The sequence below is a fragment of the Pseudomonas sp. HY7a-MNA-CIBAN-0227 genome (assembly GCF_040310325.1).
Taxonomy (GTDB): Bacteria; Pseudomonadota; Gammaproteobacteria; order Pseudomonadales; family Pseudomonadaceae; genus Aquipseudomonas.
The window spans coordinates 25,547-46,393 of the sequence record NZ_JBEOPT010000008.1 but is presented as its reverse complement, the minus strand read 5'-3'; the positions used below and the strand labels follow the sequence as shown (position 1 = coordinate 46,393).

Annotated in this window: 21 protein-coding genes; 15 read left to right on the top strand and 6 right to left on the bottom strand. The window is 59.3% G+C overall.

Annotated features, from left to right (window positions below; all coding sequences use genetic code 11):
* Nucleotides 1-25: 25 nt before the first annotated feature.
* A complete protein-coding gene (locus tag AAEZ06_RS14960; protein WP_149412787.1) occupies nt 26-439 on the bottom strand; it encodes a PA0061/PA0062 family lipoprotein in 414 nt (137 codons plus the stop codon).
* A 59-nt stretch (nt 440-498) separates the two neighbouring features.
* Between AAEZ06_RS14960 and AAEZ06_RS14955 the strand changes: the two genes are divergently transcribed.
* Nucleotides 499-1,578 (top strand): aminopeptidase, encoded by a 1,080-nt coding sequence (locus AAEZ06_RS14955; RefSeq protein WP_350615018.1) that lies wholly within the window; start codon nt 499-501, stop codon nt 1,576-1,578.
* A gap of 118 nt (nt 1,579-1,696) precedes the next feature.
* Here the strand turns inward: AAEZ06_RS14955 and AAEZ06_RS14950 are convergent, their stop codons facing one another.
* Nucleotides 1,697-2,350, bottom strand: coding sequence for an HAD family hydrolase (locus AAEZ06_RS14950; protein ID WP_149412785.1), 654 nt, complete (start codon nt 2,348-2,350; stop codon nt 1,697-1,699).
* Between the two features lie 8 nt (nt 2,351-2,358).
* Nucleotides 2,359-2,904: a gamma carbonic anhydrase family protein gene (locus tag AAEZ06_RS14945; protein ID WP_149412784.1), complete on the bottom strand. Its 546-nt coding sequence runs from the start codon at nt 2,902-2,904 to the stop codon at nt 2,359-2,361.
* Nucleotides 2,905-3,006: 102 nt separating this feature from the next.
* Between AAEZ06_RS14945 and prlC the strand changes: the two genes are divergently transcribed.
* Together prlC and AAEZ06_RS14935 are read left to right on the top strand one after the other, a co-directional pair.
* Nucleotides 3,007-5,058 (top strand): oligopeptidase A, encoded by a 2,052-nt coding sequence (prlC, locus tag AAEZ06_RS14940; RefSeq protein ID WP_149412783.1) that lies wholly within the window; start codon nt 3,007-3,009, stop codon nt 5,056-5,058.
* Entirely contained in the window at nt 5,055-5,327 is a 273-nt protein-coding gene (locus AAEZ06_RS14935; RefSeq protein WP_133100587.1) for a YheV family putative zinc ribbon protein, read from the top strand. Before prlC ends, AAEZ06_RS14935 begins: the two co-directional genes overlap by 4 nt.
* Nucleotides 5,328-5,371: 44 nt before the next feature.
* Here the strand turns inward: AAEZ06_RS14935 and AAEZ06_RS14930 are convergent, their stop codons facing one another.
* Nucleotides 5,372-6,028, bottom strand: coding sequence for a dual specificity protein phosphatase family protein (locus tag AAEZ06_RS14930; protein WP_149412782.1), 657 nt, complete (start codon nt 6,026-6,028; stop codon nt 5,372-5,374).
* 274 nt (nt 6,029-6,302) lie between these two features.
* On the opposite strand from AAEZ06_RS14930, the gene AAEZ06_RS14925 reads away from it, so the two are divergent.
* The 6 genes from AAEZ06_RS14925 to AAEZ06_RS14900 all read left to right on the top strand — a co-directional run bounded on the left by AAEZ06_RS14925 (nt 6,303) and on the right by AAEZ06_RS14900 (nt 13,880).
* Entirely contained in the window at nt 6,303-7,055 is a 753-nt protein-coding gene (locus AAEZ06_RS14925) for a gluconate 2-dehydrogenase subunit 3 family protein (RefSeq protein WP_149412781.1), read from the top strand.
* 14 nt (nt 7,056-7,069) lie between these two features.
* On the top strand, nt 7,070-8,842 hold the full coding sequence (locus AAEZ06_RS14920; RefSeq protein ID WP_502948034.1) for a GMC family oxidoreductase: 1,773 nt from the start codon (nt 7,070-7,072) through the stop codon (nt 8,840-8,842).
* Between the two features lie 12 nt (nt 8,843-8,854).
* Nucleotides 8,855-10,153: a cytochrome c gene (locus tag AAEZ06_RS14915; protein WP_149412779.1), complete on the top strand. Its 1,299-nt coding sequence runs from the start codon at nt 8,855-8,857 to the stop codon at nt 10,151-10,153.
* Nucleotides 10,154-10,233: 80 nt separating this feature from the next.
* Nucleotides 10,234-11,292: a PA0069 family radical SAM protein gene (locus tag AAEZ06_RS14910; protein WP_149412778.1), complete on the top strand. Its 1,059-nt coding sequence runs from the start codon at nt 10,234-10,236 to the stop codon at nt 11,290-11,292.
* Nucleotides 11,293-11,520: 228 nt separating this feature from the next.
* Nucleotides 11,521-12,252 carry a carbonic anhydrase gene (locus AAEZ06_RS14905; RefSeq protein ID WP_350615011.1) on the top strand — a complete coding sequence of 244 codons (732 nt, stop codon included), beginning with the start codon at nt 11,521-11,523 and terminating at the stop codon, nt 12,250-12,252.
* Between the two features lie 86 nt (nt 12,253-12,338).
* On the top strand, nt 12,339-13,880 hold the full coding sequence (locus AAEZ06_RS14900; protein WP_350615009.1) for a SulP family inorganic anion transporter: 1,542 nt from the start codon (nt 12,339-12,341) through the stop codon (nt 13,878-13,880).
* Nucleotides 13,881-13,934: 54 nt separating this feature from the next.
* On the opposite strand, the gene AAEZ06_RS14895 is transcribed toward AAEZ06_RS14900, so the two are convergent.
* Nucleotides 13,935-14,582, bottom strand: a complete 648-nt coding sequence (locus AAEZ06_RS14895) for a hypothetical protein (RefSeq protein WP_149412775.1) — start codon at nt 14,580-14,582, stop codon at nt 13,935-13,937.
* Between the two features lie 367 nt (nt 14,583-14,949).
* Here AAEZ06_RS14895 and coxB point away from each other — a divergent pair, with 367 nt between their 5' ends.
* The 4 genes from coxB (at nt 14,950) to AAEZ06_RS14875 (ending at nt 19,238) form a co-directional block, all read left to right on the top strand.
* Nucleotides 14,950-16,077 carry a cytochrome c oxidase subunit II gene (gene coxB, locus AAEZ06_RS14890; RefSeq protein WP_350615006.1) on the top strand — a complete coding sequence of 376 codons (1,128 nt, stop codon included), beginning with the start codon at nt 14,950-14,952 and terminating at the stop codon, nt 16,075-16,077.
* 70 nt (nt 16,078-16,147) lie between these two features.
* Entirely contained in the window at nt 16,148-17,737 is a 1,590-nt protein-coding gene (gene ctaD / locus AAEZ06_RS14885) for a cytochrome c oxidase subunit I (protein WP_149412773.1), read from the top strand.
* A gap of 27 nt (nt 17,738-17,764) precedes the next feature.
* Nucleotides 17,765-18,316: a cytochrome c oxidase assembly protein gene (locus AAEZ06_RS14880; RefSeq protein ID WP_133100579.1), complete on the top strand. Its 552-nt coding sequence runs from the start codon at nt 17,765-17,767 to the stop codon at nt 18,314-18,316.
* Nucleotides 18,317-18,350: 34 nt separating this feature from the next.
* Nucleotides 18,351-19,238: a cytochrome c oxidase subunit 3 gene (locus tag AAEZ06_RS14875; protein WP_149412772.1), complete on the top strand. Its 888-nt coding sequence runs from the start codon at nt 18,351-18,353 to the stop codon at nt 19,236-19,238.
* 6 nt (nt 19,239-19,244) lie between these two features.
* On the opposite strand, the gene AAEZ06_RS14870 is transcribed toward AAEZ06_RS14875, so the two are convergent.
* Nucleotides 19,245-19,448 (bottom strand): twin transmembrane helix small protein, encoded by a 204-nt coding sequence (locus tag AAEZ06_RS14870; protein WP_133100577.1) that lies wholly within the window; start codon nt 19,446-19,448, stop codon nt 19,245-19,247.
* Nucleotides 19,449-19,533: 85 nt separating this feature from the next.
* On the opposite strand from AAEZ06_RS14870, the gene AAEZ06_RS14865 reads away from it, so the two are divergent.
* Nucleotides 19,534-20,274, top strand: a complete 741-nt coding sequence (locus AAEZ06_RS14865; protein WP_149412770.1) for an SURF1 family protein — start codon at nt 19,534-19,536, stop codon at nt 20,272-20,274.
* A complete protein-coding gene (locus AAEZ06_RS14860) occupies nt 20,240-20,839 on the top strand; it encodes a PA_0111/PP_0108 family redox-active disulfide protein (RefSeq protein WP_149412769.1) in 600 nt (199 codons plus the stop codon). The genes AAEZ06_RS14865 and AAEZ06_RS14860 overlap by 35 nt, the downstream gene beginning before the upstream one ends.
* The last annotated feature ends 8 nt before the right edge of the window (nt 20,840-20,847 follow it).

Here is a 20,847-nt window from a genome sequence, read left to right as displayed (position 1 = left end):
AGAAAGGAGTCCAGCATACCGCTGATCAACTTCGCTGGCAGCCAGCGGGCTGTGCCTGGGCAATGACTCTGTGATTACGGTCATACAGTTTGGCCCAGGGCCTAAAACCGGTGCTCCCAGCCTGTATCTGGTAACGCTCTGCAGCGCTGAAATCCTTGAATGTCAGGTTGAGTTGGCAATCTCGCCATAACGGCTGGGCGTCCGGGCCGATATTAGTGGTGTCTACGGCGAACTGATAGCGAACAGTCAGTTGGTGGCGACCAGGCGGCACTTCAAAAAAGCGTTTATCTACCGCCGCCTTGTCGTCGACTTCCAGCGCATGCAGCGCCGTGTTGTGACCGCTATCGAGGTCAATCCAGGCCTGGGCCGGGTCGGGGTCGGGCAATCCGGCGCAGCCTGTCAGGATCAGCAGGCCCCCCGTAAGCATGAACATGCGCATGGCGAAACTCCGTACAAGCGAGATAGTCTGGCGGGCAGACTCTGCGAGGAAGGGCGGTAATGGTTGGACGTTGGTGTTCACGTCATGGGGTACTTGATCGTCATTTCCGGCTTTTGTTTCCGGGGCTGATATTTTTGTTGCTCAACGGTTGTTCAAGCGTCGGCTATTACACCCAATTGGCCAGCGGCCAATGGCAACTGCTTCGGGCCCGTGAAGCGGTGACTGAGGTGATCGCCGACCCTTCCCGGCCCCAGGTGTTGCGCGAACACCTGGTCCAGTCGCAAAAAGCACGCACCTTTGCCAGCCAGCAGCTGCACCTGCCGGACAACCAAAGCTATCGCCTGTACGCCGATATCGGTCGGACTTATGTGGTCTGGAATGTCTTCGCCACGTCGCAATTTTCCCTGTCACCGCAGAACCATTGCTTCCCGATTGCCGGCTGCGTGGCCTATCGCGGCTACTACAGCCAGGGCGCTGCGCGGGGTGAAGCGGCGTTGTTGCAGCAGCAAGGCATGGACGTGTCGATTGGCGGCGTCGAGGCCTATTCCACCTTGGGCTGGTTCAATGACCCGATCATGAGTTCGATGATGGGCTGGGGCGATGAGCGCCTGGCCACGCTGATTTTTCATGAATTGGCCCATCAGCGGTTCTATGTGAAGGACGACACTGAATTCAATGAGTCATTTGCCACCTTTGTCGAGCAGGAGGGCACTCGCCAATGGCGTGCGGCCCGTGGTTTACCGCCGACTAGCAGCGCTGCGCTGAAGCAGCGTGATCAGTTTATCCAACTGATTCTCGACACTCGCAAGCGCCTGGAACGTGTATATGCGCAGCCGTTGGCGGCGGACACGATGCGTCAGGCCAAAGCTGCCGAATTTGATCGGTTGCGCAGTGATTACCGGCAGGTGCGCGACAGCCAATGGCAGGGCGACAAGCGCTATGACGCCTGGATCAATGCGCCGATGAATAACGCCCGGTTATTGCCGTTTGGCCTGTATGACCAATGGGTGCCGGCGTTTGCAGCGTTGTTCCGGCAGACGGGTGGGGATTGGCTGAAGTTCTACGGGGCGGTGGAGAAGTTGGGTGGGTTGCCGATGGATGAGCGCAAGGCGGCGCTGAAGGCACTGGAAGCTCCGTAGCAGTTGTCGAACCCCTGCGAGGCTAGGTCGGCCGCACCGCCGCTATCGAGCCTGGCGCCAGGACCGAGGCGCTCCCGCCACAGCCTCGCAGGGGCTCGACAGATGCTACGAGATTATTTCAAGGCCGAGGCAAAAACGCCTGGTGCAACTGCGCCAAGGTTTCAAAATGCCAGGCCGGCGCCTCGGCACTCAGCTCCTCATGACTGCCAAACCCATAACCCACCGCTGCCGCATCCAGCCCGTTACTGCGGGCGCCGATCAGGTCGTGCTTGCGGTCGCCGATCATCAGGGTGCTGGCCGGGTTCAGTCCTTCTTCGGCCATCAGGTGGGCGATCAGCTCGACCTTGTTGGTGCGCGAGCCGTCCAGCTCGCTGCCGTAGATCACCTTGAAGTGTTTGGCGAAGTCAAAGTGCCGGGCGATCTCACGGGCAAACACCCAGGGCTTGGAGGTGGCGACATATAGCTGCCGGCCTTGGCCATTAAGGGCCTCAAGCAGCGGCATGACCCCGTCGAACACGCGGTTCTCATACAGCCCGGTGACCTTGAATCGCTCGCGGTAAAAATTCACGGCCTCCCACGCCTTGGCTTCATCGAAGCTGTAGAACTGCATGAAGGCCTGGAGCAGCGGTGGGCCGATAAAATGTTCCAGCTTGGTCAGGTCAGGCTCATCGATCCCCAGTTTGGCGAGGGCGTATTGGATCGAGCGGGTGATCCCTTCCCGAGGGTCGGTGAGGGTGCCGTCCAGGTCGAATAAAACAGTTTTGTAGTGCATGGGTGTTCTTAACATTTGTCGAAACCTTCGGCCAGGTGCAGGTCCTTGAGCTTCACATAGTTCGCGGCGCTGTAGGTGAAAAACGCCCGCTCCTTGTCAGTCAGCGGACGGATTTGCTTTACCGGGCTGCCGACATACAAAAAGCCGCTCTCAAGCTTTTTCCCTGGCGGCACCAGGCTGCCGGCACCGATGATTACCTCGTCTTCCACCACCGCCCCGTCCATCACGATGCTACCCATGCCGATCAGAATCCGGCTGCCCACCGTGCAGCCATGGAGCATGACCTTGTGGGCAATGGTCACATCGTCGCCGATAAGCAGTGGGAAACCGTCAGGATTGAAGGGCCCGGCATGGGTAATGTGCAGCACGCAGCCGTCTTGCACGCTGGTGCGCGCCCCGATGCGGATGCGGTGCATGTCGCCGCGAATGACCGTTAGCGGCCAGACCGAGCTGTCGGCGCCAATTTCGACATCGCCGATTACCACCGCCGATGCATCGACAAAAGCCCCGGAGGCCAAGGCCGGCGTGTGATTCTGGTAGGTGCGAAGGGTCACGATAGGCTCTCTCTCTTCTGCTGATAGCTGCGGTGGGCGTTGATTGTAATTAAGATGGCCCCATCTTTGTTCTTACATGTTTCTTCAGCCAAGGTGCCAAACGTGAGCGCGAACAACCCTCTTCTGCAGTCCTACGACCTGCCTCCGTTCTCGGCGATCCGTGCCGAGCACGTGCAACCGGCCATCGAACAGATCCTGGCCGACAACCGTGTCGCCATCGAAGGCATCCTGCAAAGCCAGAGCAAAAATCCGACCTGGGCCGGCCTGATCCTGGCCATGGACGAACTCAATGACCGCCTGGGCGCCGCCTGGAGCCCGGTCAGCCACCTCAATGCCGTGTGCAACAGCGCCGAGTTGCGGGAAGCCTACGAGGCTTGCCTGCCGGCGTTGAGCGCTTACTCCACCGAGATGGGCCAGAACCGTGAGTTGTTCCAGGCTTTCGAAGCCTTGGCCAACAGCCCGCAAGCGGCTGGTTTCGATGTGGCGCAAAAAACCATTCTTGAGCACTCGCTGCGCGACTTCCGCCTGTCGGGTATCGACTTGCCGCCAGAGCAGCAAAAACGCTACGCCCAAGTGCAGAGCAAGCTGTCGGAGCTGGGCAGCCGCTTCTCCAACCAGTTGTTGGACGCTACCCAGGCCTGGACCAAACACGTCACCGATGAAGCCACCCTCGCCGGCCTGACCGATTCTGCCAAGGCGCAGATGGCTGCCGCCGCTCAGGCCAAGGGCCAGGACGGCTGGCTGATCACCCTGGAATTCCCCAGCTACTACGCGGTGATGACCTACGCCCACGACCGCGCCCTGCGCGAGGAAATCTACGCCGCCTACTGCACCCGTGCATCGGACCAAGGCCCGAATGCCGGTCAGAACGATAACGGCCCGGTGATGGAACAAATCCTCGACCTGCGTCAGGAGCTTGCTCAACTGCTGGGTTTCGCCTCGTTCTCCGAACTCAGCCTGGCCACCAAAATGGCCGAGTCCAGCGACCAGGTGCTGAGCTTCCTGCGAGACCTGGCCAAGCGCAGCAAGCCGTTTGCTACCCAGGACCTGCAACAGCTCAAGGCCTACGCCGCCGAACAAGGCTGCCCGGACCTGCAAAGCTGGGACAGCGGTTTCTACGGTGAAAAGCTGCGTGAACAGCGTTACAGCGTGGCCCAGGAAGCCCTGCGCGCCTACTTCCCTATCGACAAGGTACTTGGTGGCCTGTTCGCCATTGTCCAGCGTCTGTATGGCATTGAGATCGCCGAGCAGAAAGGCTTCGACACCTGGCACCCGGATGTTCGCCTGTTCGAAATCAAGGAAAACGGTCAGCACGTCGGCCGCTTCTTCTTCGACCTGTATGCCCGCGCCAATAAGCGTGGTGGTGCCTGGATGGACGGCGCCCGTGATCGGCGCCGCACTATTGATGGCGTGCTGCAGAGCCCGGTGGCCAACCTGGTGTGCAATTTCACCCCGGCCGACAGCGGCAAGCCTGCGCTGCTGACCCATGATGAAGTGACGACGCTGTTCCACGAGTTCGGCCACGGCCTGCATCACCTGCTGACCCGCGTCGAACATGCTGGCGTGTCCGGTATTAACGGTGTGGCCTGGGATGCGGTAGAGCTGCCGAGCCAGTTCATGGAGAACTGGTGCTGGGAACCAGAAGGTTTGGCGCTGATTTCCGGTCACTACGAAACCGGTGAGCCGCTGCCTCAGGACCTGCTGGAAAAAATGCTTGCGGCGAAAAATTTCCAGTCCGGCCTGATGATGGTGCGCCAACTGGAGTTCTCCCTGTTCGACTTCGAACTGCACGCCACCCACGGTGATGGCCGCAGCGTGTTGCAAGTGCTCGAAGGCGTGCGCGACGAAGTCTCGGTGATGCGCCCGCCTGCCTACAACCGCTTCCCTAACAGCTTTGCCCACATCTTTGCCGGCGGTTACGCGGCGGGTTATTACAGCTACAAGTGGGCAGAAGTACTGTCCGCCGATGCCTTCTCCAAGTTTGAAGAAGACGGCGTGCTCAATGCCGAGACTGGCCGGGCATTTCGCGAAGCGATCCTGGCTCGTGGCGGTTCACAGGCGCCGATGGTGCTGTTCGTCGACTTTCGCGGACGTGCGCCCTCGATTGACGCACTCTTGCGCCACAGCGGCCTGAGTGAGGACGCGGCAGCATGAGTGACGGACCTGTGAAAACCAAAAAACGCTTTATCGCCGGGGCGGTCTGCCCGGCGTGCAGCGAGCCAGACAAGTTGATGATGTGGAGCGAAGACGACGTACCGCACCGCGAGTGCGTGGCCTGCGGTTACTCCGACACGCTCAATGAACAAGGCCTGTCGGTGCCCAAGGAATTGGGTACGCGGGTGAACACGTCGGCGTTGAAAGTGCCGGATGCCAAGGTGCAAGCGGTGCAGTTTTTCCCCAATCCGAAACTGAAAAAACACTGACTCCATGTAGAAGCGAGCTTGCGCCGCCCGGAGCAAGCTCGCACCTACAAGGTGTTTGGTTCCTTGCTCCCCGTATTAATCCAACTCTTCATCGAGCACAGTGCAAACGCGCTGGTGCTGCAATCACCATTGGCCAGCGCTGTACGCAGTTTGTCGACATTGGCCTGCATCATGTAGCGAACGCCGTCCTTAAAGCCGTTGCTGGTGCCAAAACCGCCCAAGGTCATTTCGTTCAGCGCGTCTTCCTTGCTCCATCCCTGGACTACCACCCGATACATCGCGGCCATCAACCCGGTGCGGTCGGAGCCGTGTTTGCAGTGCATCAACACCGCGCCGTCAGCTTGTGCGTCCTGAATGGCCCGCAGGGCTGCCAGTACGTCGCTGTCGTCGACATGGTTGGTGCGATAGGCCAGTTGCACTTGTTTGATGCCCGGCGATTTCAGCCAGTTGGCATCAGATTCGGGCAGAAAATTGATCACTGTACCGATCTTGAGTTTTTCCAAGACAGGAACCGCGCTGCTGTCAGGTAACGCGCTGCGATAGAGCGTAGGTGACATTTGATACAGGTTATATTGGTTTCCCACCGGCTGTGCCCATTCCGGTGAGCGAATGGGTGCGGCGTCGTCAGCCTGGGCGTGGCTGATGGTGAACAGCGCCATGCACGCGATGTATAAGGCCGGCAGTAATTGATTCTTGAGCATGCGCGATGTAACCGAATAGGGAGATGGCTGATGGGCTCAGATTCGCCTAGGGGCGGTCAATGCGGCGTGAGGTGCTCGTCAAAGAATCGTGAACTGCTGCTGTCTTTTAATGCTGAATCGATTCTCTCAATGCTTAGGCTGCTATCATTTGTAACTATTGATTGCCGCTGTGTTCTATCCCCTTGGGTCCTTTGGATCCCCATTTTCTGCCAAAACGATAAGTCGCTCCTTAGAAGCGGCTGACAAACCTGTGACCACATGATGAGGTGCCACCATGTCTGATCAAGATCGAGACAACCCCCGGCGTGAGTTTTTGCGCAAATCCTTGACCTTGATCCCGGTGGTCACTGTTGCCAGCACGGGCCTGGGCGGTTCGGTGCTGATGGCTACGTCCGAGCCTGCTCAAGCCAGTCCGGCCAAGGCCTCTGTCAGTAGCAAGGCTTACGAGCCGAGCTATTTCACTGCCGAAGAATGGGCCTTTATCAATGCCGCTGTCGCTCGCTTGATCCCGGCTGATGCACAAGGCCCTGGTGCGCTGGAAGCCGGTGCGCCGGAATACATCGACCGCCAGATGAACACCCCATACGCCAGCGGCGCCCTGTGGTTTATGCAAGGTCCGTTCAACGCCGACGCACCGCCGGAGATGGGTTGGCAGAGCAAATTGGTGCCCAAGGAAATCTATCGCCTAGGTATTGCTGCCACGGATGCGTGGTCGAAAGCGTTCAACGGTAAAGCTTTTGCTGCGCAAGACAGCGCTACCCAGGACGATATGCTCAAGCGCCTGGAAGCCGGCGGCGGTGAAACCGCTGTGCATTTTGACGCCGTGCCGTCGAAGATTTTCTTCAACTTGTTGCTGCAAAACACCAAGGAAGGGTTCTTCTGCGACCCGATCCACGGTGGCAACAAAGGCATGGTCGGCTGGACCATGATCGGCTTCCCCGGCGCCCGCGCCGATTTCATGGATTGGGTTGAACGCAACGAGCAATACCCCTTCCCGGCTGTTTCCATCCGTGGCGAGAGGGCATAAGCGTGGCGACCATCATGAATAAAGTGGATGCGGTCATCGTCGGCTTCGGCTGGACCGGCGCGATCATGGCCAAGGAACTGACTGAAGCGGGCTTGCACGTTGTTGCGCTTGAGCGTGGGCCGATGCAGGACACCTACCCGGACGGCAACTACCCGCAAGTTATTGACGAACTGACCTACAGCGTTCGCAAAAAACTCTTCCAGGATATCTCCAAGGAGACGGTGACTATTCGTCATAGCGTGAATGACGTTGCCTTGCCTAATCGTCAGTTGGGCGCCTTCCTGCCGGGTAATGGTGTCGGCGGTGCGGGGTTGCACTGGTCGGGCGTGCACTTTCGTGTCGACCCCATCGAGTTGCGCATGCGCAGCCACTACGAAGAGCGCTACGGGAAAAGCTTCATTCCCAAGGACATGACCATCCAGGATTTCGGCGTCAGCTATGAAGAGCTGGAACCGTTCTTTGACTACGCCGAGAAAGTCTTTGGCACCTCTGGCCAGGCCTGGACGGTGCAAGGTCAGTTGGTGGGCGAAGGCCGTGGCGGCAACCCCTATGCGCCAGACCGTTCGAACCATTTCCCCCTGGAGTCGCAGAAAAATACCTACTCCGCGCAGCTGTTCCAGCAAGCGGCCAATGCCGTGGGCTACAAACCCTACAACCTGCCATCAGCCAATACCTCGGGGCCCTACACCAACCCCTATGGCGCGCAGATGGGCCCGTGCAACTTCTGCGGCTTCTGCAGTGGCTACGTTTGCTACATGTACTCCAAGGCCTCGCCGAACGTGAACATCCTGCCGGCCCTCAAGCAGGTGCCGAACTTTGAACTGCGGCCCAACTCCCACGTGTTGAAGGTCAATCTCGACAGCACCAAGAGCAAAGCCACCGGTGTGACCTACATCGACGCCCAAGGCCGGGAAATCGAGCAACCAGCGGACTTGGTGATCCTCGGCGCGTTCCAGTTCCACAACGTGCGCTTGATGCTGCTCTCGGGTATCGGCAAGCCCTACGACCCGATTTCCGGGGAAGGCGTGGTGGGCAAGAACTTCGCCTACCAGAACATGGCCACCATCAAGGCCTTCTTCGATAAAGACGTGCACACCAACAACTTTATCGGCGCCGGCGGCAACGGCGTGGCGGTGGATGATTTCAACGCCGACAACTTCGACCACGGGCCTCACGGCTTTGTCGGTGGTTCGCCGATGTGGGTCAACCAGGCCGGGAGCCGACCGATTGCCGGCACCTCCAACCCACCCGGCACCCCGGCTTGGGGCAGTGCCTGGAAACGTGCTACTGCCGATTACTACACCCACCAGGTGTCGATGGACGCCCACGGCGCCCATCAATCCTACCGAGGCAACTACCTCGATCTGGACCCGGTTTACCGCGATGCCTACGGCCTGCCTCTGCTGCGTATGACCTTCGACTGGCAGGAAAACGACATCAAGATGAACCGCTTCATGGTCGAGAAAATGGGCAAGATCGCCGAGGCGATGAACCCCAAGGCCATCGCGTTGCTGGGTAAAAAGGTGGGTGATCACTTCAACACTGCGTCCTACCAGACCACCCACCTCAACGGTGGCGCAATCATGGGCACCGACCCGAAAACCAGTGCCTTGAACCGTTACCTGCAGTGTTGGGATGTGCACAACGTGTTCGTCCCTGGCGCGTCTGCGTTCCCACAAGGCTTGGGTTACAACCCTACGGGCCTGGTAGCGGCGCTGACCTACTGGTCGGCACGGGCGATTCGCGAGCAGTACTTGAAAAACCCCGGCCCGCTGGTTCAGGCATAAGGAGCGATGACCATGAAAGCATTCGTTATCGCCTCCCTGGCCTTGTTCAGCAGTTGCTCGGTAAGCGCCGCCCAGGATGATTTGATCAAACAGGGCGAATACCTGGCCCGCGCCGGTGACTGTGTGGCCTGCCATACCGCCCAGGGTGGAAAACCCTTCGCCGGTGGCCTGCCGATGGAAACCCCCATTGGCATCATCTATTCCACCAACATCACCCCGGACAAGGCTGGCCTGGGCGACTACAGCTTTGAAGACTTCGACAAGGCCGTGCGCCATGGCATCGCCAAAAGCGGTAGTACTCTTTACCCGGCGATGCCTTACCCATCTTATTCACGGGTCAGCGAAACCGACATGCAGGCGTTGTATGCCTACTTCATGACGGGTGTTGAACCGGTCGCCCAAGTGAACAAGGACAGCGACATTCCTTGGCCGCTCAGCATGCGTTGGCCGCTGGCAGCCTGGCGCTGGATGTTTGCGCCCGATGCTTCGGATTACCAGGCGCAGGCCGGGGCAGATCCAGTGATCAGCCGAGGCGCCTATCTGGTGGAAGGCCTCGGCCATTGCGGCGCCTGCCATACGCCACGCGCCCTGACCATGCAGGAAAAAGCCCTGAGTGCTTCTGAAGGGGCTGAGTTTTTGTCCGGCAGTGCACCGCTGGAAGGCTGGATTGCCAAGAGCCTGCGGGGCGATCACAAGGACGGTCTGGGCAGTTGGAGCGAGGATCAACTGGTGCAGTTTCTCAAGACCGGTCGCAGTGACCGCAGTGCAGTATTTGGCGGCATGAGCGATGTTGTCGTCCATAGCATGCAATACATGTCAGAAGACGACCTGACCGCGATCGCCCGTTACCTCAAGAGCCTGCCGGCTGTTGATCCAAAAGATCAACCTCATCAGTACGACAAACAGGTCGCCGAGGCTTTGTTGAAAGGTGACGACAGCCAGCGCGGAGCGTCGGTCTACATCGACAACTGCGCGGCGTGCCACCGTACCGACGGTCATGGCTATACGCGGGTATTCCCGGCGCTGGCGGGCAACCCGGTCGTGCAGACGGCGGATGCCACCTCGTTGATCAACATCGTATTGAATGGCGGCACCTTGCCGGCCACTCATGCGGCGCCGTCGACCTTCACCATGCCGGCTTTTGCCTGGCGCTTGTCGGATGAGGAAGTGGCGGATGTGGTTAGTTTCATTCGCGGTAGCTGGGGGAATAAAGGTGCACCGGTGAAGGCCGGCGAAGTGGCGGACCTGCGCAAGAGCGACATGCAGAGCACCTCGGGTGACGACCTTGGCCAGGTGACGCAAAAACACTGATTGGGGCTTGCCGCTCAACGGCACTGGTCAGATACCTTGCGCCTCTGTACTGTATAAAAAAACAGTATATAGGCGCTTTCATGTTCACTCCTCTGCCGCCACGCGGGCGGGGCACCGCCACCAACCTGCACAATCGTTTCGCGCCCACCGTCAGCGTGGCCGAGGATGACGGCTGGTACCAGGAAGTGCCACCGACCCAAGGCACCGAAGTCCGTATCGAGATGGCGAAAACCATCATCACCCGTAACAACTCCCCGGACTTGCCGTTCGACCGCTCCATCAACCCCTACCGAGGCTGCGAGCATGGTTGTATCTACTGCTATGCGCGGCCCAGCCACGCCTATTGGGACATGTCCCCTGGGCTGGACTTTGAAACCAAATTGATTGCCAAGACCAACGCCGCCGACGTGCTGGAGCAGCAACTGTCGAAACCGGGCTATACCTGCGCGCCGATCAACCTGGGGGCCAATACCGACCCGTACCAGCCTATCGAACGCGAGTACAAGATCACCCGGCAAACGCTGCAAGTGCTGCTGCGCTATCGTCATCCGGTGACGATCATCACCAAGGGCTCGCTGATTCTGCGGGACCTCGACCTGCTCACCGAGCTGGCGCAACAACGGTTGGTGGCAGTGATGATCAGCCTCACCAGTCTGGACGACGAACTCAAGCGCATCCTGGAGCCGCGCACGGCGGCGCCCAAGGCGCGGTTGCGGGCCATTCGGGTGATGCGTGAGGCAGGGATTCCGGTGGGGGTACTGTGTTCGCCGATGATCCCGATGATCAACGACAGCGAGCTGGAAAGCCTGCTGGCCGAAGCCCATGCGGCTGGCGCACAGAGCGCGGCCTACATGATGTTGCGCCTGCCCCTGGAGGTGGCGCCGTTGTTTGAGGAATGGCTGGCGGCCCATTATCCGCAGCGGGCAGCCCATGTGATGAGTCTGGTGCGTCAGGTACGGGGTGGTGAGGTCTACGACAGTCGCTTCGGTGTGCGCATGCGCGGTGAAGGGCCGTTTGCGGATCTGTTGGCGCAGCGGTTTGCCAAGGCGATCAAACGACTTGGACTCAATCGTCGGGAAGGGTTTAATCTGGACTGCACAGCGTTTTGTCCGCCCGGCAGGCAAATGACATTGTTGTAGACTCATGCAGGTACGCGGACTATTTACGGTTGAGTAGTCGCGCTTTGACATCACGGAGAACCGTGAGATAGAGCGGTTGATTCAGTTTGAGTTAAGTTTCGGTAGTTAACGTGTTCATCGAGTGACTAACGAGTCGGCGCCTCTGGTTTTGCAGTTTTCCAACTATTGCACTGGTTGCGCGCCGAACAGAACTGGAAAGCTCCCCTGCTCCAACCAAGAGGATGAATCATGAGTGACAAGGATAAACAGCCGTTGGCTGCGTCGGCTTCAGCCCCTCACGAGGCGGAATCCGCCGATGCAGCGCTGCAACATATTGTTGAAGGTTTTTTGCATTTTCATCACGAGATCTTTCCGCAGCAGGAAGAACTCTTCAAGAAGCTCGCCACGGCCCAGAGCCCTAGGGCGATGTTTATTGCCTGCGCCGATTCGCGCATCGTTCCGGAACTGATCACCCAAAGCGCCCCTGGCGATTTGTTTGTGACCCGTAACGTCGGCAACGTCGTGCCGCCTTATGGGCAGATGAACGGCGGTGTTTCCACCGCCATCGAATACGCGGTACTGGCTTTGGGTGTGCAGCACATTATCATTTGTGGCCATTCCGATTGCGGTGCCATGCGTGCGGTGCTCAACCCGCTGAGCCTGGAAAAAATGCCCACGGTCGCAGCCTGGCTGCGTCATGCCGAGGTTGCCAAGACCATGGTCCAGGACAACTGTCATTGCACCAGCGAAGTCGAAAGTATGCATGTGCTGACTGAAGAAAACGTGATCGCCCAGTTGCAGCATTTGCGCACTCACCCGTCCGTGGCCTCACGCATTGCCAATGGTCAGTTGTTTATCCATGGCTGGGTCTACAACATCGAAACCAGCGAAATCAAAGCCTACGATGCGGAAAAAGGGGCGTTCCTGCCGTTGAACGGTACCCAACCGATCCCTTCGGCGACGCCTAAAGCGCGCTTCTAAAACATTCCCAATGTCGGGTAACGCGATGGCTGCCGTTGAAGCAGCCAGGCCTTTCCATGCCCGGCGAATGCCTCGGGAGAGTCATCATGCGTGCTGCTCAATTAAAAGCTGTACTGCCACGGGAGCTGTTGGCCTCCGTGGTTGTGTTTCTGGTCGCCCTGCCCTTGTGCATGGGGATTGCTATTGCGTCGGGGATGCCACCGGCCAAAGGTCTGATCACCGGTATTATCGGTGGTCTGGTGGTGGGTTGGATGGCTGGCTCGCCACTGCAAGTCAGCGGCCCGGCGGCGGGCCTGGCGGTGCTGGTATTCGAAGTGGTGCGCCAGCATGGCATGGTCATGCTCGGGCCGATCCTGCTGTTGGCGGGCTTTCTGCAACTGGTGGCCGGGCGTTTGCGCCTGGGTTGCTGGTTCCGTGTTACCGCACCAGCGGTGGTGTACGGGATGCTGGCGGGGATCGGGGTGTTGATCGTGCTGTCGCAGGTCCATGTGATGCTCGACGGCGTACCGAAACCCTCTGGGCTGGATAATCTCGCCGGCTTCCCGGCAGCGTTGATCCAGGCTATCCCGACGCTGGGCGGCGGGTTGGGCTGGCAGGCCGGTCTGCTCGGATTATCGACGATCCTGGTGATGTGGCTATGGGACAAGTTTCGTCCGCAAAAGCTGCGCTTCGTGCCAGGCGCCTTGCTCGGTGTGGGATTGGCGACGGTGACCAGCCTGGTGCTGGCATTACAGGTAAAGCGGGTGGAAGTGCCGGAAAACCTGGCGGACGCCATTGACTGGCTGCGCCCCAGCGACCTGCTGAACCTGGCCGATCCCAATCTGTTGATCGCAGCCTTCGCGGTGGCCTTTATCGCCAGCGCCGAAACCCTTCTGTCGGCTGCCGCTGTCGACCGTATGCACAATGGCCAGCGTTCCGACTTCGACAAGGAACTGTCGGCCCAAGGTGTGGGCAACATGCTCTGTGGCTTGGTCGGTGCGTTGCCGATGACCGGCGTGATCGTGCGCAGCTCGGCCAACGTCCAGGCCGGTGCCACTACGCGCTTGTCGGCGATGTTCCATGGCCTGTGGCTGCTGGCGTTCGTCTTGCTGCTGTCCAGTGTGCTGCAAAGCATTCCGGTGGCGAGCCTGGCGGGTGTGTTGGTGTACACCGGTATCAAGTTGGTGGACATCAAGGCTTTCCGTGGCCTGGCCCGTTACGGTCGGATGCCGATGTTCACTTATGCGGCCACTGCGCTGGTGATCGTTTTCACCGACTTGTTGACCGGCGTACTGGTGGGCTTCGGGCTGACCCTGGCCAAACTGGCGTGGAAGGCTTCACGGCTGAAAATCAGCCTGATCGATCTGCCCAAGGACGGCGAAATGGAGTTGCGACTGACGGGTGCGGCAACCTTTCTCAAGGTGCCAGCGTTGACCCAGGTGTTGTCGACGGTGCCGGCGGGAACCACCGTGCATGTACCGCTCAATAACTTGAGTTACGTGGACCACTCCTGCCTTGAGTTGCTGGAAGAATGGGGGCGGGCCAATGCGGCCAAGGGTTCGACGCTGGTGATCGAGGCGCGAGGGTTGAAGCGGCGGCTGGAAGGCCGGGTGCGGACGACTACCGGAATCGGTTCTGCCGCAGTCTAAAAGTGGCGAGGGGGACAAGCCCCCTCGCCACAGACGCTGGCGTTATCCAGGGATTCAGGCCGGCTGATCCAGATCTAACCCAACACCCAACTGCCGCGACAGGCACGGCCAGCGCTTCCAGGCTGCCTCAGTGTCCGGGCTCTTGAGCTTGTCGCGGTAGGCTTCGACAGACTCCAGGGCAAAGCTCTCTTCATTGAGCATCTCATCCACCGCGTGGTGCACTGCCTCGTCCAGTTGATTGGCGAAGGTCTCACCGATCAATTGATGAGCAATCACATTGGCCACCGTGGTATCCAACGGAATCAACGGCTGGCCGAAATGCTTGATGTACAGGTCATTGACCTCTTCCACCAGGCGATGGGCCAGGTAGGCCTCGTCCAGCAAACTATCCAGGCCTTCATGGCCGGCCAGGATCGCTGGCGGCTGGAGAAAGAAATGTTCGGCGATTTTCAGCACCGGTTTGATCTGGCTTTCGATACCGGCTTCACGGGCCACATCGTTGGCGGCATCCAGCAAATCCGGTACCTGATCGATGTAGGCGGCAACAAAGCGGGTCATCACGCCCTTGGCGTCGACGTCAGGCAGAGAAATCGCCGGGTGCAGGTGCGGTAACTGAACTTCCAATTGACGGGTCAACTGGCCAGTGCTGGATTCATGTTGATGGGCACGGGAAATCTGCTCGCGCAATGCGGCGGTGTTCATGAAAGCTCCAGGACAATAGGCGTAGGAAAAGGGAAAACACAAGGTAGCTCGTTTATACGAGCCCCTCAGACGCATTTGTCATAATTATTTCATGGTTATGCGCCGGCGTTATATCGAATTGCCATCGTTCGTCGGATAACCCACACCGTCAGCTATTTTGCCGGCCCCGTTCGTCCATTTCCGTTCATTTGCCCGATCGCATTGCGAGGTGGCGGTCGCTGTCTATACTCGGTTTTGTACGCAATTAGCTGATGACGCCCGACTGCATGAGCAGGCAAGGCTTGGCGGTGTGTTTGCAATATGGAAGCCGCTCCCTTGGCCGCAGGTGCAAACCGGCGGGATAACAAGAACGATAAGGGGAACCCGCATGACGCGACATCCACACGTTTGGATGGGCCTACTCTTGTGGTCAGTATTCAGCCAGGCTCAAGCCGCCTGGACAGTGAATATGACACCAGGGGCCACAGAGGTAAGTAACGCGGTGTTCGATCTGCACATGACCATTTTCTGGATATGTGTGGTGATCGGCATTGTGGTGTTTGGCGCGATGTTCTGGTCGATGATCGTCCATCGTCGCTCAACCGGGCAGGTGGCGGCCAAGTTCCACGAGAGTACGACGGTGGAGATCCTCTGGACCGTGGTGCCCTTGCTGATTCTCGTGGCCATGGCCATTCCGGCGACCAAGACCCTGATCAACATCTACGACAGCAGTGAATCGGATATCGATATCCAGGTCACCGGCTACCAGTGGAAGTGGCATTACAAATACCTGGGTCAGGACGTCGAATTCTTCAGCAACCTGGCCACTCCCGCCGAGCAAATCCATAACCAGGCAGTCAAGGGCGAGCATTACCTGCTGGAAGTTGACCAGCCGCTGGTGATTCCCGTGGGCGCCAAAGTGCGCTTTCTGGTGACTGCCGCCGATGTAATCCATTCCTGGTGGGTGCCAGCCTTCGCGGTCAAGCGCGACGCCATCCCTGGTTTCGTCAACGAGGCCTGGACCCGGGTCGAGAAGCCCGGCATCTATCGTGGCCAGTGCGCCGAGTTGTGTGGCAAGGACCATGGCTTCATGCCGATCGTGGTCGAGGTCAAGTCCAAGGCCGACTACGACACCTGGCTCGGCGAGCGCAAGGAAGAGGCTGCCAAGCTCAAGGAACTGACCTCCAAGGAGTGGACCCTCGAAGAGCTCGTGGCCCGTGGCGACAAGGTCTACCACACCACCTGCGTGGCCTGTCACCAGGCCGAAGGCCAGGGCTTGCCACCAATGTTCCCGGCCCTCAAGGGCTCGAAAATCGCCACGGGACCGAAGGAAGGTCACCTGAGCATCGTCTATCACGGCAAGCCAGGTACTGCGATGGCAGCCTTCGGCAAGCAGCTTTCGGAAGTCGATATCGCCGCCGTCGTGACCTACGAACGCAACGCCTGGGGCAACAACAAAGGCGACATGGTCACCCCCAAAGACGTGCTGGCCATCAAACAGGCGGAAAGCAAATGACTTCCTTCATTGCATCTTTCCTGAACCGGTCTGCTGACCGTCCCGCCCACTCGTTTGCAGGAGAAAGGCCATGAGCACTGTGATCGATGACCACGGCCATGCCGGTGACCACGCTCATGGGCCCGCCAAAGGCTTGATGCGTTGGGTGCTGACCACCAACCATAAAGACATCGGGACCATGTACCTGTGGTTCAGCTTCGCCATGTTCCTGCTGGGCGGCTCGTTCGCCATGGTGATCCGTGCTGAACTATTCCAGCCGGGCTTGCAGATCGTCGAGCCGGCGTTTTTCAACCAGATGACCACCATGCACGGCCTGATCATGGTCTTCGGTGCGGTGATGCCGGCGTTCGTGGGCCTGGCCAACTGGATGATCCCGCTGATGATCGGCGCGCCGGACATGGCCCTGCCGCGTATGAATAACTTCAGTTTCTGGCTGTTACCGGCGGCGTTCCTGCTGCTGGTGTCCACGCTGTTCTCTCCGGGCGGTGGGCCGAACTTCGGCTGGACCTTCTACGCCCCACTCTCTACCACCTACGCGCCCGAAAGCGTGACCTTCTTCATCTTTGCCATCCACCTGATGGGCATCAGTTCGATCATGGGCGCGATCAACGTGGTCGCCACTATCCTCAACCTGCGCGCCCCCGGCATGACCCTGATGAAAATGCCGCTGTTCGTCTGGACCTGGCTGATCACAGCCTTCCTGCTGATCGCGGTGATGCCGGTATTGGCGGGTTGCGTGACCATGATGCTGATGGACATCCACTTCGGCACCAGCTTCTTCAGCGCTGCTGGTGGCGGTGACCCGGTTTTGTTCCAGCATGTGTTCTGGTTCTTCGGCCATCCCGAGGTGTACATCATGATTCTGCCGGCCTTCGGCGCCGTCAGCTCGATCATCCCAACCTTTTCGCGCAAGCCGCTGTTCGGCTACACCTCGATGGTCTACGCCACGGCCAGTATCGCCTTCCTGTCGTTTATCGTTTGGGCGCACCACATGTTCGTGGTGGGCATTCCGCTGGTGGGCGAGTTGTTCTTCATGTACGCGACACTGCTGATTGCGGTGCCCACAGGGGTCAAGGTGTTCAACTGGGTCAGCACCATGTGGCAAGGCTCGCTGACTTTCGAGACGCCGATGTTGTTTGCCGTAGCTTTCGTGATTCTGTTCACCATCGGCGGCTTCTCCGGGCTGATGCTGGCCATTGCCCCGGCGGACTTCCAGTACCACGACACTTACTTCGTGGTGGCGCACTTCCATTACGTATTGGTGCCAGGGGCTATCTTCGGGATCTTCGCCTCGGCCTACTACTGGCTGCCGAAATGGACCGGCCACATGTACGACGAAACCCTGGGCAAGCTGCACTTCTGGCTGTCGTTTGTGGGGATGAACATGGCGTTCTTTCCGATGCACTTCGTGGGGCTGGCTGGCATGCCGCGCCGGGTGCCGGACTACAACCTGCAGTTCGCCGATTTCAACATGGTCTCCTCCATCGGTGCCTTCACCTTTGGCGCGACGCAGATCTTCTTCCTGTTCATCGTCATCAAGTGCATTCGTGGCGGCCCGCCTGCGCCGGCCAAGCCGTGGGACGGTGCCGAAGGCCTGGAGTGGAGCATCCCTTCACCCGCGCCGTACCACACCTTCACCACGCCGCCGGAGGTCAAGTGAACACCGTGATGGGTGCAGGAGGTGGTCATGTCTGACTCCATACCCCTCAATCGGCTGGTCACGCGTCTGCTGATCCTGGTGCTGGCGATGTTCGCTTTTGGCTTTGCCCTGGTGCCGATCTACGACGTGATGTGCAAGGCGTTCGGCATCAACGGCAAGACCGCCGGGCAGTACGAGGGCTCGCAGGTTGTCGACCCGTCGCGCCAGGTGCGGGTGCAGTTTCTCTCCACCAATGCCATCGACATGGTCTGGGAGTTTCACTCCAGGGCCGACGAAATCGTGGTCAACCCCGGTGCGGTCAACGAGATGATTTTTGTCGCCTTTAACCCCAGCGATAAGCCGATGACTGCGCAGGCGATCCCGAGCATTTCCCCGGCCGAAGCGGCGATGTACTTCCACAAGACCGAGTGTTTTTGCTTCACCCAGCAAGTGCTGCAGCCAGGCGAGCGCATCGAGATGCCGGTGCGCTTCATTGTCGATCGCGACATGCCCAAGGATGTGAAGCATTTGACCCTGGCGTACACGCTGTTCGATATCACCGCGCGCCAACCGCCCGTGGCTGTCCATACCGGCGGCTAGGCGTGCCTGCGGGCTCGATTAGGAGAACGAATACATGCCAACTCATGATACGTACTACGTACCAGCGCAAAGCAAATGGCCAATAATTGCCACGATTGGCATGCTGGTCACAGTGTACGGCCTGGGCGTGTGGTTCAACGACCTCAAGGCGGCACGTCCGGAGTCCCATGGCCCGCTGATCTTTTTCGTCGGTGGCCTGTTACTGGCCTACATGATGTTTGGCTGGTTTGGTGCGGTGATTAAGGAAAGCCGTGCCGGGTTGTACAGCGCGCAGATGGACCGTTCCTTTCGCTGGGGCATGACCTGGTTCATTTTTTCCGAGGTGATGTTCTTTATCGCCTTCTTCGGTGCGCTGTTTTACGTGCGCCACATGTCTGGACCGTGGCTGGGCGGTGAGGGCTCCAAGGGTGTGGCGCACATGCTCTGGCCGAACTTCGAGTTCGCCTGGCCGCTGCTCAATAACCCCGACCCGAAACTCTTCCCGGCACCCGAAGGCACCATCAGCCCGTGGGGCCTACCGCTGGTCAATACCATCCTGCTGGTCAGCTCCAGCGTGACCATCACCATCGCCCACCATGCCCTGCGCAAGGGTCATCGTGGCGCGTTGAAAATCTGGTTGGCGATCACCGTTCTGCTGGGGATGGCATTCCTCGGGTTTCAGGCCGAGGAATACATCCACGCCTACAAGGAGTTGGGCCTGACGTTGGGTTCCGGCGTGTACGGTGCGACCTTCTTCATGCTGACGGGTTTTCACGGCGCCCACGTGACCATCGGCACCATCATTCTGTTTGTGATGCTGATGCGCGTTCTGCGGGGGCATTTCAATGCTGAGCACCAGTTCGGCTTCGAGGCGGCCAGCTGGTATTGGCACTTTGTCGACGTGGTGTGGATCGGGTTGTTTTTCTTCGTTTACGTGCTCTGAGGCGCCTTACCACGGCGCGTGGGACACCAACTGGCCGCTGTAGAAGCCCCAGGTGATCAGTACCACGGTGATCACGGCCAGCACGACACGTACGGTCAAGGCAGTGACGAGACGGTTGGAGTTGCCCTCGTCCTTGACCAAAAAGAATAAGCCACTGAACAGGCTCACAACGGTAGCGATCAGCATCAGGGCAATAGCTGCTTTGAGCATGGTCAGGCTCCTGGACTCTTTATTTGGAGGGGCGGGCAATGAGATTCAGTATAGCCAGCGCAGTGTCGACCTTTGCGGCAACGCCATGAAACGTTTTCGCCCCGGGATTGCGCCGACGCTGGTGGTGTTTGTGCTGCTGCCTCTGATGGTGTGGCTCGGCTTCTGGCAATTGTCCCGTGGGCAGGAAAAACAGGTGCTGCTGGAAAGCTACGCCGAGCGCCGTGCTGGCGAGCCGATGAGCAGTGATCAATTGAGCGCCAGTGCTGATCCGGCCTTTCGCCGTGTACATCTGCGCGGACAGTTCGACGCCGCCCACAGCGTGCTGCTGGATAACCGCATGCGCGACGGCAAGGTCGGCGTCGAGTTGCTGCAACCCTTTCATGACCAGGCGAGCGGTCTTTGGCTGCTGCTCAATCGCGGCTGGCTGCCTTGGCCGGATCGACGCACGCCGCCAGCCTTCACCACGCCCGAACAACCGTTGAATGTCGATGCCTGGGTCTATGTTGCTCCTGGCGCGACCTTCCAGCTGCACGCGGACCCGGCGGGTGCGCAATGGCCGCGACTGCTGACAGCGCTGCATCCCGACACGCTATGGGCGGAGTTGGGGCGTAGCGGGTTTACCTATGAATTGCGGGCTGAAGAGGGTCCTGCGACCTACGAAACCAACTGGCCTGTTGTCGCCATGGGGCCGGAAAAACACCTGGGATATGCCGTGCAGTGGTTCGCCATGGCGGTGGCGCTGTTCGGTCTTTACCTCTACCTCGGATGGCACAACGCAAGGGAGAAGCACCATGGGAGCGGCCATGAATCCACTCAACATATCTGACGCGTCGCAGTTGCCCGGTCGTAGCAAGGGGCGCTGGCAACTGATCCTGATCGTGCTGATGGTGATCGGCCCGATGGTGCTGGCCACCTTCATGTACAAACTGCAGTTCTGGGTACCGGAAAACCGCAGCTATCACGGTGAACTGATCGGCAATGGCCAGACCCGCGCCGACATCGGTGTGCAGGCAAGCGAGGAGCGCTGGCAGTTGCTGGTCACCGCGCCTGCGGCTTGCGCTAACGATTGCCAGCAACTGGTGTACCTGGCGCGCCAACTGCAAATCGGCCTGGGTCGCGATGCCTCCCGCGCCAGTCATGCCTTGGCCGTCGCGCAACCGGTGAGTACCGAGTACGAGGCAAAGCTCAAGGTTGAGTACCCACAATTGCAGCGCTACCCGCTGGACCTGCCGACCTTCAACAAGGACGCTGCGGCCCAGGGCAGCGGTGATGCCCAACTGTGGGTAGTTGATCCCCACGGCAACCTGGTGTTGCGCTATGACGCTCGGGTCAAGGGCAAGGATTTACTGAACGACCTGCGCCTGTTGTTGAAACTGTCGAATATCGGATAAGGGCATCG